This is a genomic window from Stenotrophomonas maltophilia group sp. Smal13, assembly GCF_030236855.1.
In the GTDB taxonomy this organism is placed as follows: Bacteria; Pseudomonadota; Gammaproteobacteria; order Xanthomonadales; family Xanthomonadaceae; genus Stenotrophomonas; species Stenotrophomonas maltophilia_A.
Genome location: NZ_JASJSQ010000018.1, coordinates 59,064 through 70,445 on the forward strand (window position 1 = coordinate 59,064; position 11,382 = coordinate 70,445).

The following is an 11,382-nucleotide window of genomic DNA, read 5'->3' on the forward strand; positions in this document are numbered from 1 at the left end:
GCTTTTTCCGTTCACCACAAGCACCTGCGATTACGCAGCTGCTTTCGCCTGCTCATTGGCCAGGATATCTGCCATGCGCGCGCGGATGTTGGCGAACTCAGCGCGCACTTCGCTGGCCAGAGCGATCAGATCGGCGCGCGACTTGGGCGCAGCCAAGGCGTGAAGATCAAATTTCATGGCATCAGCATTCATACGTAGCTCCAGGGAGGGTCTTATCTATCGGTAGGTGATCGAGACAACTATCAGTGCTGGCGTTGAGAGCTCAGCTTTGCGACAGCTTCATCGTATTCCGCCTGGTTGTCGAACTTCAGAGCCATGTGCACACGGCGGATGAGGTGCATGCTCTGCTGGCAGTTTTCCAGCGTCTTGCGACATTCAAAAGACAGAAGCTCGGTATCAGTATCCAACATCGTGTTCAACGCCGCGTCAATAAGCCGGATGCTGTTCACAATATCTGCAATTGAAGGGTCCGCATACGTCGCAAAGTGCGTGAACCCAAAGTAGCGGTGACCAGCAAGGACGTCATTGATAGAGCCAATGCAGTCGTTCCAAATCCCGCTGACCAAAATTTCCAGCTCTTCTTGCTCGGAGCTTATGACCAAAGCATTCATTTCCTTATGGATCCCCCGTTGAGACGAAGGCTGACTGGTCGTGCTGACCGATCCGCGGCCTAAGTCAAGTTGCGGGATTGTAAGTGCGAAGCACCCGTTAGCACAACTGTTCTACGCGTCAACGGTTGACAAAACGGCATGTTCGCAAATTTCGTTCAGATTTCTCGTGTCCACAAATCTTCGGCACATCTCGCAAGATCTTTAGAAGCCCTTGCGGCACAAGGCCTCATGGCTCCCAGGATGGTCTAGATGCTAGGTAGACCCCTCATCGGGGGCGAAAGTTTTAACGTTAAACACGTTCGTTCATAGTCCGTTGCCAACTCATCTTTCGGTGACCCTGCGTTAGTGTCCCAGCCTGGCTCAGCCGTATCACTTGCAGGGGTGGTCGCTGATCCGGCCCGCGCAGGCCCAGACGTTAGGTACTCCATTCAGAAAAATATTAGCCACTCCTATTGCCTGGATGATTAGCCACTCCTAATCTAGCCCGGTCGCCCAACACCACCCCATCCCGGGGCCGGGCGCAGGAGATCACGCATGGCCACCCTCGCCCTTGGCTTCTTCAAGGACCTCACGCCAGCAGCCTTCGCGCTGCCGCTGCTGGGTACGGTGAAAGCTCAGTTCGGCAACGTCAGTGTCCAAATGGATGCCAGCGAAGCCGAGCAGCTCGCGCAGCAACTGCTGCAGAGCGCCCAGGCGCTGCGCGCCGCGAAGCAGGACGCCGCCGCATGAGCGCCGCCCTCGCCCACCACTCCAACGCTCAGCGCGCCGCTGCAGCCGCAGGCATCGTCGCCCGCGCCGGGCGCCGCTGGGGCCTCCTCCCCTACCAGGTCGTCATCGCCGCCAGCATCGCCGCCAATGCCGTACTGCGGCACGGCCAGAGCGCTGCAGGCGCAGTCGCCGCCGCCCGCCGCGCAGCGCGTGCACAGGCGGGTGCTGCATGAGCCGCAGCGGATACAGCGACGACTGCGACACCTGGCCGCTGATCTGCTGGCGCGGCGCGGTTTCTTCCGCCTTGCGCGGGAAGCGCGGGCAGCAGTTCCTGATCGAGCTGCGCGACGCCCTCGACGCGATGCCAGAAAGGCGCCTCATTGCCGAGCAGCTGCAGGACACCACCGGCTGCCACTGCACGCTGGGGGTGATCGGCGCCAAGCGCGGCTTGGACATGACCGGCCTCGACCCCAACGACCGCGAGGCCGTGAGCAAGGCGTTTGGCATCGCCGAGGCGATGGCGGCGGAGATCGTCCACGAGAACGACGGCGAGTGGCGCTGGGACAACGAAACGCCGGAGCAGCGGTGGACGCGCATGCGTGCATGGGTCGATAGCCACATCGCCGAAGGAGCAGCCGCATGACTGACCACGACTTCTTCGCCGCCATGGCCGTCGGCATCCCGCCCATCGCCCCGCCCATCGGCCCGGTGCCGGTGCCGGTGCCGGCCGAGCCCACCGCCGAACAGGAGCCCGAGTAATGCGCCACCTAGCCCTGCCCCTCTTCTGCGCCGTCGTGGTCGGCCTGCTGCTCGCACTGCTCCCTTGGGCACTGCGCAACCAGGTCGAACCCGTCGCCCTCGCCTGCGCCATCGGCACCGTGTTCTTCGCATGGCGCTGCTGGGAAGACCTCCAGACCACCTGGCCAGCCTTCAAGGCCGAAATGCAGCGCCGCACCGCCGAGCGGCAGCGCGCGCCGCTGGCCGCTGACGACACCCACTGAGCAACCGCCCGGCCGGCGCATCCGGCCTCCCCCGCCGGCAGGACTTCCACACAGCCGGCAACCTATTCCCCAGAGATCCGCCATGACCGATTCCGTCGTTGTCGATTTCCAGCACGAGCCCGAGTTTTCCAAGAAGGAAAACGGCGAAATGCCCCGGGTTGAACTGATCCGTGAGCAGGTCGCCGGGTTCGTTCAGGGCTATACCACCGCCAAGGGCCAGCGGCCACCGCGCATCGTCCTGCAGGCTTCAGACCTGAAGCACTGCGTGCGCCGGATCCTCGCGCGCATGCAGAAGCCGTACCGCGATGAAGCCAAGGCGGCATGGATGCGGGCGCGCAAGGCTGGCTCGAAGCAGCCGTGGCGCGAAGCGAAGCCCGAGCCGATCCCCGGCGCCACCCTCACCTGGTGCGGGATCCCCATCGAAGGCATGGGCTACAGCCGTCACCGCGCCGTCGACAAGCACTGACCCATGGCCAAGCCGGTCCAGATGGACATTTTCGACGACGACCCAGCGCGCGAGGCAGCCGCCTGGCGCGTGCAGGCGGAAGAGTCGCTGAAGCACTTCCACTTCCCTGAATCGATCCGTCTGGAACGGCACGCCTACTACCTCGGCATGGCCGAACAACTTGAAGCCAGGGCGCGCGGCGCGCGCTCCACCAACAGCAAGGACATGCAGGCATGAGCAACGACAAGACAACGCTGGCGGACGCGCGGCCCGGTGGGAGGGTGAGGCTGGGGGATCAGGCCGAGCGGGCGCGGTTTGAGGCGTGGGCCGAAGAGCGGGAATTGGACACCGCAAAATGTTCAGCTGACGGCATGAAGGGTGATTATGCCGACCTCAATACCGACTGGTGCTGGGCAGCATGGCAAGCCGCCCTCTCCGCCCAGCCCTCCCCGGACCATCAGCAGGCAGTGGCTACCGTACTGCGGAAGGGCTTCAACTCCGGGTCACTCTCGTGGACGGATTTCGGCCTGAGGTCCGACCTTCCAGATGGCACGAGCCTATACGCCGCCCAGCCCTCCCCGGGTGGTCAGGGGGATGCATCCCACTATTGGCCGGAGGTTGATCGCATCCTGGTCGACGCCTATGTAGCGGGAAGCGAAGGCGACGAGTTCGACATGATCGCTGCACGGAATGCGATCCACACCGCCCTCGCCGCCCGCCAGCCGTCCAAGCAACCGGATAGCGTTGCTCTGGGCGAAGCAACGGAATTCTGCACCCAGAAGGCCGCCCGACAGCCGGTGGGGGAGCCGGTGGCAGAGGTTTCCCGAGAGACGTTCAGCAGCGACGGCACAAGCGACATCATCAAGCCGAACTTGCCCGTCGGGACCAAGCTCTACACCGCCCCGCCCGCGCAGCAGCCCGCACAGGTCTATCTGGATGGCTTGGATCGCGCACTCGGCGAGGCCATTGACCAGCGCGACCGCTACCACGAAGTAGCCGACGACCTGGCCGGCCACATCGCAGCCATCACTGGCGTGGATATCGGCGAGCACAGCAGCGCCAACTGCCCCTGGCAGAACGCCATCGAGGCGGCCGAGGAGTACAAGCCCGCGCAGGTCGTTGACCTGGGCCCAGTGCGCGCCGCGCTTGATGCCGCTGAGGGATTGGCCGTCGTCTGTGCGTCGGTCGATGGCTACTCCCGCGAGGAAGTCGCTGCAAGTGGCCGGGCAATGACGCAGCAGTTCGCTGACGCACGCGCCCTGATCGACAGCAAGGCGGTGGGCAAATGAGCATCGACAGCGCAACCGAGCGCCGGAAGCTGCAACGCCTGATCAATCTTACAACCAAGGGTGCCAACGCCTTCTACTGGGCAAACAAGGCCCTGTGTGAGTTCTGCATCGAGAAGTATGGCTGCGAACCGGCCGACGTTGACTGCGACCAGATCATTGATTCAGTCCAAGGCGGCGCTGGCGACTCGGCAGGGCTGACCGCTGACGAGTTCGACGCAGCGATGCGCGAGGCGATGGAGATGAAGGGATATGGCTGACCAGCTGCTCACCGCTGCAATGGTCCACGTGTTCGACCAGCGCGAACGCGTGATGCATCGGGAGATCGGAATGGATCTCGCAGAGCGTGTCGTCCTCGACCTGCTGGAAAGCGGCTGGTCGCGCCAGTCGCTGCGGAAGCATGAGGCGGCTGGGCCGACCACGTGCGGCACCGCCTTCTACCTGCTGCGGGAAGGCGGCATCGCCGTTGCCTACTTCCCCATTGCCGAATTCACTGACGCGAACGGCCGCGGGCTTTTCTTCGCCATCCGCGACTTTTTCCCTCCGGTCCACAAGTCGGCACACGGCGATGTCGATAGCCTGGAGCCTTTCGCGGTGGGTGACCAGGTTCTCTCGATGGACCGCCATCTGGATGACTCGTGGCACTACGAAGACGAAGTGCGGGCCAGTGAGTGGCATCGTTTGATCCCGATTTTCACTGTCGTTTCGGTGCAGCCACGCGCCGGGCACCACACGCAGTTCGGTGGCCGCGACTACTACCAGGTCAAGGTCAAGGACCGGGTGGGCGGTGGTGGTGGCTACCACGACCTTGTGCCCATCGCCGGCAGACCGTGGCAGATGCGTGGCGAGGGTGAGTGCCTGATCCGCGTGAGGCCCGCGCCTTTGGCCGTCGCTGCCCCACCCTCGCCGCCGGCACTGCCGGCCCAACTGGACCTGTTCGTATGACCGCACCACTGCCTATTTCCCCGGCCACCGTTGTCGAGGCCACCAAAGCATCGTCGCCTGTCGCTGCGGTCGTCGCCGCCATGCGGCGTGTCGATCCCGCCGGCGGCGCCGTTGCCGCCAACCAGGTCCGCGCGTGGGCGGATACCCTGATGACCGCGCTCTACACCGCGCAGCCTGTCCGCTGGGAGTATCGCAACAAGAAGGACGTGAGCCCGGGTTGCTGGGTCCAAGCCGACGCTGGGCACGTCTACGCCGCCCACCAGCGTGGGCTCGTTGTCCGCGCCCTATTCGAAACCCCGCGCGTGATCCAACCGGAGAAGCTGCACGAATTCCGGGGGCGCGTGTGCGTCCGCTGCGGCGACAGCGAGGATTGGGCCGGGCCGGATTGTGAGCCGCTGATCCAGAAAGTCGACCCGCGCACCCGGCTCCCGGTAGAGGCGAGCTGGCTCCTTGAGCCGCTGAAGTGGATCCGGGACGCCGGCCCCGCGCCGGTCAGCACGCACGAACGCCGCCGCAGGGCCACCGAAGCCACCTTCCTGATCGAAAAGCTCGAAGCCCACATCGAGGAGTGCAACAAGCCATGACCCAGGAACATATCAGCCACCCGGAAGGGTTGCCGAACTGCGCCGCCGGCCACCGCGCGCGCCACATCCACGACAAGCACTGCGCCTCCGCCGGCGGTGGCCACCTGGTCGAGTGCGCCTGCAGGTCGACCAGCAAGCACGCGGAGCCCGACGCGGCCATTGCTGCATGGCGCAGGCTAAACCGTCCCGCGCGCAGCGCGCGCAAGGCGGAACCGGCTTTGCCAGAGAATGTGCTGCAGCTTCCACTGCTGGGCTCGCCGCGGGAGGTGCGCCGTGTCAACGGCTGACAAAATCATGCGTCCTGGCGCGCACGGCGATGTGGCGGAGCTGACAGGCGCACACACCAAGCGTCGGCAGATCCAGAATCTGGCCCGGAACGGAATCCCCCATACCATCAACGCTGCCGGCTGGCCGGTGGTGATGTGGTCGGCCGTCGATGGGTCAGCGAAGAAAGCACCTGATGTAGAAGGTGGGTGGTCAAGCAACGCGTTGAGGCCTGCTGCGTAATGGGACGACGTTCAAAGGATCCGGGCGCGATCCCGCACATGCGGAAGCGGCCGCGGGGAAAAACCACGTATTACTTCTTCGACCATGGCGGTAAGCCGCGGCGAGAAACTCCGCTGGGTAAAAGCTACCCGGAGGCCGTTCGCAAATGGGCGGAGCTGATGGCGACCGAAGCGGCTGTTCCGGAAATCGTGACCTTCCGGGATGCAGCGGCTCGCTACAAACAGTTGGTTATCCCCAAGAAGCGCGCATCAACGGCCAAGGTCAACCTGGCAGAACTGGCGAAGCTGGAAGAATTCTTCTGCAATCCACCAGCGCCGCTGGCGAAGATCCGGCCGCTTCACGTTCGGCAGTACCTGGACTGGCGAACGAAGAACGGGACGGTGGCCATGGTCAGCGCCAACCGCGAGAAAGCGCTGCTCAGCCATCTGTGGAACAAGTGTAGGGAATGGGGCTTCACCGACGCGGAAAACCCTTGCAAGGGCGTGCGTGGTTACGGCGAAGCGGGCCGCGATGTGTACGTCGAGGATGACGTATACCGGGCAGTGTGGGATGCAGCAGATCAGCCGCTGCGCGATGCGCTGGATCTGGCCTACCTGACTGGCCAGCGCCCGTCCGATGCTCTCAGCATGGATCGGCGAGACGTGCGGGATGGCTTCCTGCATATCAGCCAGAGCAAGACCAAGCACAAGCTGCGCATTGCCATCGAGGGTGAGCTGGCCGAGCTGCTGGTGCGCTTCGGTGCCAGGACATTCAAGCGCCGCGGCAAGCAGAAAGGTACGGTGATCGTGCACACGGCGCTGCTGCTGGATGAGTATGGCCAGCCGCTGAGCAAGGGCCAACTGCGAAGCCGATTCGATGCAGCGCGCGCACGTGCAGGCGTTGCCAAGGGGGCGTTCCAGTTCCGGGACCTGCGGGCCAAGGCAGGCACCGACAAGGCAGACGCGGCGGCAGACATTCGCCAGGCGCAGCGCCAGTTGGGTCATTCGTCCGTGGTGATGACCGAGACCTATACGCGAAAGCGCAAGGGCGACCGCGTAACCCCGACGAAGTGATTTTGCGGAAAAGATCGGCGATTGCGGAAAAACAAAAATGGCTCCGGATCGCTCCGAAACCCTTCTGTCGCAATGGTGGGCCGTGAAGGATTCGAACCTTCGACCAAAAGATTAAAAGTCGGCCTTACTCTGCCAAAAAATCAATGACTTGCATTGAATTAATTTCTGGAACTGGCCCGACCAAACCGTTGCGCCACAAGGTGAGGGGGGTCGAGTTTTCCGGAAGCGAATCAGTCAAACACGCGGGTATTGGCCCATGCTCCGACGCAGCCGCCCCTTCATCGGGTCTTGCGCTCTGGGCTTGGTCTCTTTCGGCGGTCGGCGCGGCTCCAGCGCCGCCTTGATGCGCTCCACCTCCCTCACCCCGGCCTCGGCCAAGCGCCGGGCCTGTTGCTGCTGCTCGCGGGTCGGGGGCAGGCCAGTAAGTGGCGGCGGCGGCTGGATCGGGGTGCTGTCTGTCAGACGGGCAACGGCCTCGCGCAGAGGTAGGTCGGAGTACAACCTGGCGGCGCACCAGCGTTCGGCGTAGCGCTTGCCCTGAGACACGCTGGCGGCAAAGGCCTTCTTGGTCTCGAAGATCTTTCGCGCATCCAAGTGAAGGCGGACACCACGGCCGGGAGCCGGCGTGATATTGGCGACTGAGCGTCCGTTCCACCACAGATCCCAACGTTCCCCGGTCTGGACCCAACCAGACGGGATCGGCGCGGTGCGGAAGCCTTGGTAGGTGGAGGAGATCATGGCCGAAAGGATACGACCGGCCGTCGCAAATGCTGCGAACGAGGCGAGCACCTAACTGAATCGGTACCTATGGAGGGCTGGTCCGCGCTCCCGGTCGTAGGCGATGGCTACTTGCCGTGACCGGAAGTGGCCTTCGGCGTCACAGCCGAACTGAACGGCAGCTCTCGCAATCCTCGCTCCCTTGGGGCGCCCGCATCACGCTCGAAGGTGCGCGCGACAGCTTCGGACAGATGACAGTTGAAACGGCCGTCCACAGTACAATCCGATATCGACAGATCAAGCACCTGTATACAGAGCTGCGACTTTTCGGCACTCCGCCGCAGTATCGCTTCTCGATGCAGAATGCCATAAATGGATAGTTGAAGGGGATATACGTGAGCAGAAGGGGAATCGGGGATTTTTTCGTCACGATCTATCGTAAGACCTGGTGGCTACTACCGATAGCCACGATGTTGGGGATCTTCTTTGCTTTCTATGCAGGGTTGATTCCATTGCATGGCAGCAACCTAAGTGAGCACGGACAATTTGGCGATAGCTTCGGCGTCCTAAACTCTCTTTTTACTGGACTGGGCTTCGGCGGACTTGTAGTAACTCTCATCCTTCAGCAGAATCAGATCCGCCAGCAAGAGAGGCAGATCGAGGCCCAGCAGAAGAGCGAGGCAACGAGACACTTCGAAGAGTCGCTCTATAATCTTCTCGATATTTACCAAGTGACTCTGGATGAGATCAGCAATCCGAGAGGCACCCTCCGCAGACGAGATCTCCTCAAGGCCTCAACGAATCGCACCCACAAGGCGATGAAGGATGAAGGGGTACATTTGATTCCACACCCCATACAGGACCGCTATCACGCGGGAAAGCTCACACCCCAGGATCTAAAGCAGCTCGACTACCTGTACTTCAGAAACTTCAAGATCCTGACGGTAGAGATTGATCGCCAGCGCCGACTTAGTGAGACACTGAAATCGCTGCTCTCACATCTTGTAGACCGACTACCAAGCCACCTGGACCCCACACCCTATCGAGCCCTCGTTTGCGCTCAGATTACGCACATTGAGGTTTCGTACTTCTATCTGCTTGCCCTCGCCTTTGAAGATGAGGGCGACCTGCGTCGACTACTCTTCGATTCGGGGCTCTTTGCACGCGCGGCCCTTACCAGACGATGGCGGGTGCACGACCACATGTATCAGGAATTCTGGGGATACAACGTGAGGGACTTCAAACGCACCTCCGGCATCCCCATGTCGGACGAGAGAGTCGCGGAGGCAATCAAGGCGCATATCTCCAGTGGCGGAAATCGCCTGAAAAATCCATTGACGTACACATCGCCCAGAATCAATCCCCCAAAGCCCAGAAACCACCGACAAAACCCATCCGCATAGCCAATAAGATCCGCAGACTACTGAAGAAAATTGGAACTCGCCACGCAAGCCATTTGGGCACAGGGCAATGCTGGGTGCTGAGGTCACTTGTATTGTTGCGCTGCCTGGATGCTTGCCGGCATATGGACAGCGCCCTATTTCACTAGACGGTCAATTCATAGAGCGGCAGGTTCGGAGCAGCTTCCACCAACCTGCCGCCACGCACCCACACGTTGTACGGCGTCGACAGCTGGAGTTGGCCGAAGGCGCGCATCTGCACGCCGTCATAGGTGGTCAGGCTGCTGGTGCCATCGGAGTTGTGCGCGGTCACAGTAGCGATCAGCCTCGGGCTGCCACCGACCAGGTCACCGAATTGATCCCACAGGTCAGTCCGCATCGGTGTAGTGCCTCTCCAGGGTTGCTGTCTGCTCAATCACCACCGCCCGGTCGTCGGCAGACACCTCGATCCGCAGCGACTCGCACTGGCCGTGCCACGTGCCATCAGCACCGACCACCTCAACCAGATCCAGCGGCAGTACCAGCCCGACTTCCCCGGCCTTGAGGGGCTGAGCGAACAACGGCACAGTCAGGTCGACGGCAGCCTGCTCTCCGCGATCGCACAGGATGTTCCTGCCCCGCTCCGCGCCGGCTGCCGGCACGGTGATCAAGGGGCTGCTGACCTGCTGGGCGTAAAGGCGCCCCTCCTCTCCCGACTTGCGCACCTTGCACGTGACTCCCTTCCCTGCCAGTTCCCCCGTCACCACCACCGCGTCGTACAACGGCGCACTGCGCATCTGCAGGCTTTCAGTCAGCACAATGTCCTCCTGCAGTACGTGGTCCGGCTGCGTGGTGCGCCAATCCCACGGACTGACCGGATAGGCAGCCCGCACGCGCATGGAGGGCGCGGCGGGGTCCGACTGGACCACCCCCCCACTCGCTTCGGCGAGCGCGCTGATGGCGTCCAGCGGCGTGCTGGCGTCGTAGAACCAAGCGCCTGCCGGCACGTTCCAGTCGACGGTGTCGTATGTGCTGGCGAAGCCGGTATCGGCCAGCTCCTCTGCCACCAGCTGCGCCATGCTGCGTTCTTCCGTGGTGGCCTTGACCCGAGCCGGCGCGTACGGCGCTGCCAGGAGGGCGGTGCGGGAACGACCGCTCAAGCGAACACCGCCGCCATTGAATTCCCTTTGCTTCTGGAAGCTCTCGATGATCCCCGTCCAGACGTAGCCATTGAGATTGACCTCGAACTGCCTGGGCCCGGCGGTGGTGGGCTTCAGCAACGCGAGCTGCTGCGGATCTGCCAGCTCGATATCGAACGTCCACCCCCACGTGCCGCGACTGGCACCAAGCGAGATCCGGGTCACCTCGATGGGGACGCGATCAGGGAGGCGGACAAGAGATACGGTGTTGATCACGACATAGGTCCTGCGTTGAGGGCGCACCACGTAGCACGCCGAGGTTCCGAGATTGAGCGGGGCCAAACCAGGTACATCGATCAGCGTGCAACCCAAGTTGAGGGGGACTGAGTGCCCCGGAGGAAACTGCGGCTCGGGGTCCGGGTCGGGATCTGGCTTGACCGGCGGCCGAACGATCCAAGGCAACGGCTTCGCACGCCCCCAGGGGAGGCGGGGCATTCGTCTCGCCTGCCTCAGACTCCGCCACCGGCTCGCCCAAGACCCAGCCACCCTATCTGGTTCGCCGTGCCACACGATCTTCGTTCCCACCTGTGTGGCAGTGCCTTGTGCCCACGAGATATCACTGCTCGCCCTACGCGCGGGGAGAAACGAGTACCAGTCCACCGACAACGAATGCGCGACGCGAGGCAGGCTCTGCCAAGACAAAGTTCTGCCTGCCGCAACGCCCGCACTCTTGCCCCATCGCAGAGCCCACCCAGCAAGCAAATGTGGGGAGATACCCCAGGCCACACTCGCCTGCTGATCGATTCGGTTCGCCCCGCCCCATGGAACGAGACGATCGGTCCGCACAACGAGAGCTGCGCCCCAGCCAATAGCGACATGAAGGCGTCTGAGCGGCGCCCGGCCCCACTGCATGCTCGCCGCTGCTGAGAGACCCCGAATCACGGGCTCGACGGGGTTGTCGTCCCATTCGACGCCCAAGTTCAGCGGCACAGAACCACCGCCCCCCGG

At 62.9% G+C, this 11,382-nt stretch carries 19 protein-coding genes; 14 read left to right on the forward strand and 5 right to left on the reverse strand.

The features are described 5' to 3' along the window. Positions 1-30: 30 nt before the first annotated feature. On the reverse strand, positions 31-192 hold the full coding sequence (locus QRO95_RS08685) for a hypothetical protein (RefSeq protein WP_181453937.1): 162 nt from the start codon (positions 190-192) through the stop codon (positions 31-33). Between the two features lie 50 nt (positions 193-242). Next, the gene (locus QRO95_RS08690; RefSeq protein ID WP_285302314.1) at positions 243-611 is read right to left on the reverse strand and encodes a hypothetical protein; all 369 of its coding nucleotides are present in this window, start codon (positions 609-611) and stop codon (positions 243-245) included. A 534-nt stretch (positions 612-1,145) separates the two neighbouring features. Here QRO95_RS08690 and QRO95_RS08695 point away from each other — a divergent pair. The 13 genes from QRO95_RS08695 (at position 1,146) to QRO95_RS08750 (ending at position 7,139) form a co-directional block, all read left to right on the forward strand. Next, complete coding sequence (locus QRO95_RS08695) at positions 1,146-1,340, forward strand: hypothetical protein (protein WP_285302315.1); 195 nt, start codon at positions 1,146-1,148, stop codon at positions 1,338-1,340. Beyond that, the gene (locus QRO95_RS08700; RefSeq protein WP_285302316.1) at positions 1,337-1,552 is read left to right on the forward strand and encodes a hypothetical protein; all 216 of its coding nucleotides are present in this window, start codon (positions 1,337-1,339) and stop codon (positions 1,550-1,552) included. The genes QRO95_RS08695 and QRO95_RS08700 overlap by 4 nt, the downstream gene beginning before the upstream one ends. After that, positions 1,549-1,962, forward strand: coding sequence for a hypothetical protein (locus QRO95_RS08705; protein ID WP_285302317.1), 414 nt, complete (start codon positions 1,549-1,551; stop codon positions 1,960-1,962). Before QRO95_RS08700 ends, QRO95_RS08705 begins: the two co-directional genes overlap by 4 nt. Before the next feature lie 115 nt (positions 1,963-2,077). Then, positions 2,078-2,320, forward strand: coding sequence for a hypothetical protein (locus tag QRO95_RS08710; RefSeq protein WP_285302318.1), 243 nt, complete (start codon positions 2,078-2,080; stop codon positions 2,318-2,320). A gap of 82 nt (positions 2,321-2,402) precedes the next feature. Continuing rightward, positions 2,403-2,786, forward strand: coding sequence for a hypothetical protein (locus tag QRO95_RS08715; protein ID WP_285302320.1), 384 nt, complete (start codon positions 2,403-2,405; stop codon positions 2,784-2,786). Between the two features lie 3 nt (positions 2,787-2,789). After that, on the forward strand, positions 2,790-3,002 hold the full coding sequence (locus QRO95_RS08720) for a hypothetical protein (protein ID WP_285302321.1): 213 nt from the start codon (positions 2,790-2,792) through the stop codon (positions 3,000-3,002). Further along, entirely contained in the window at positions 2,999-4,054 is a 1,056-nt protein-coding gene (locus QRO95_RS08725; RefSeq protein ID WP_285302322.1) for a hypothetical protein, read from the forward strand. Before QRO95_RS08720 ends, QRO95_RS08725 begins: the two co-directional genes overlap by 4 nt. Then, complete coding sequence (locus QRO95_RS08730; protein ID WP_285302323.1) at positions 4,051-4,311, forward strand: hypothetical protein; 261 nt, start codon at positions 4,051-4,053, stop codon at positions 4,309-4,311. Before QRO95_RS08725 ends, QRO95_RS08730 begins: the two co-directional genes overlap by 4 nt. Then, positions 4,304-4,996: a hypothetical protein gene (locus QRO95_RS08735; protein WP_285302324.1), complete on the forward strand. Its 693-nt coding sequence runs from the start codon at positions 4,304-4,306 to the stop codon at positions 4,994-4,996. The genes QRO95_RS08730 and QRO95_RS08735 overlap by 8 nt, the downstream gene beginning before the upstream one ends. Beyond that, complete coding sequence (locus QRO95_RS08740; RefSeq protein ID WP_285302325.1) at positions 4,993-5,580, forward strand: hypothetical protein; 588 nt, start codon at positions 4,993-4,995, stop codon at positions 5,578-5,580. Before QRO95_RS08735 ends, QRO95_RS08740 begins: the two co-directional genes overlap by 4 nt. Next, entirely contained in the window at positions 5,577-5,867 is a 291-nt protein-coding gene (locus QRO95_RS08745; protein WP_285302327.1) for a hypothetical protein, read from the forward strand. The genes QRO95_RS08740 and QRO95_RS08745 overlap by 4 nt, the downstream gene beginning before the upstream one ends. Before the next feature lie 7 nt (positions 5,868-5,874). Continuing rightward, entirely contained in the window at positions 5,875-6,087 is a 213-nt protein-coding gene (locus tag QRO95_RS25370) for a DUF4224 domain-containing protein (protein ID WP_223276989.1), read from the forward strand. Beyond that, positions 6,087-7,139: a tyrosine-type recombinase/integrase gene (locus QRO95_RS08750; RefSeq protein ID WP_285302331.1), complete on the forward strand. Its 1,053-nt coding sequence runs from the start codon at positions 6,087-6,089 to the stop codon at positions 7,137-7,139. The genes QRO95_RS25370 and QRO95_RS08750 overlap by 1 nt, the downstream gene beginning before the upstream one ends. Before the next feature lie 234 nt (positions 7,140-7,373). Here the strand turns inward: QRO95_RS08750 and QRO95_RS08755 are convergent, their stop codons facing one another. Next, a complete protein-coding gene (locus QRO95_RS08755) occupies positions 7,374-7,877 on the reverse strand; it encodes a hypothetical protein (protein WP_285302333.1) in 504 nt (167 codons plus the stop codon). Between the two features lie 449 nt (positions 7,878-8,326). Between QRO95_RS08755 and QRO95_RS08760 the strand changes: the two genes are divergently transcribed. After that, entirely contained in the window at positions 8,327-9,259 is a 933-nt protein-coding gene (locus QRO95_RS08760) for a hypothetical protein (protein WP_285302328.1), read from the forward strand. Positions 9,260-9,401: 142 nt separating this feature from the next. Here the strand turns inward: QRO95_RS08760 and QRO95_RS08765 are convergent, their stop codons facing one another. Together QRO95_RS08765 and QRO95_RS08770 are read right to left on the reverse strand one after the other, a co-directional pair. After that, positions 9,402-9,635, reverse strand: coding sequence for a hypothetical protein (locus tag QRO95_RS08765; protein WP_285302329.1), 234 nt, complete (start codon positions 9,633-9,635; stop codon positions 9,402-9,404). Continuing rightward, entirely contained in the window at positions 9,625-10,650 is a 1,026-nt protein-coding gene (locus QRO95_RS08770; RefSeq protein ID WP_285302330.1) for a hypothetical protein, read from the reverse strand. The genes QRO95_RS08765 and QRO95_RS08770 overlap by 11 nt, the downstream gene beginning before the upstream one ends. Positions 10,651-11,382: the final 732 nt, after the last annotated feature.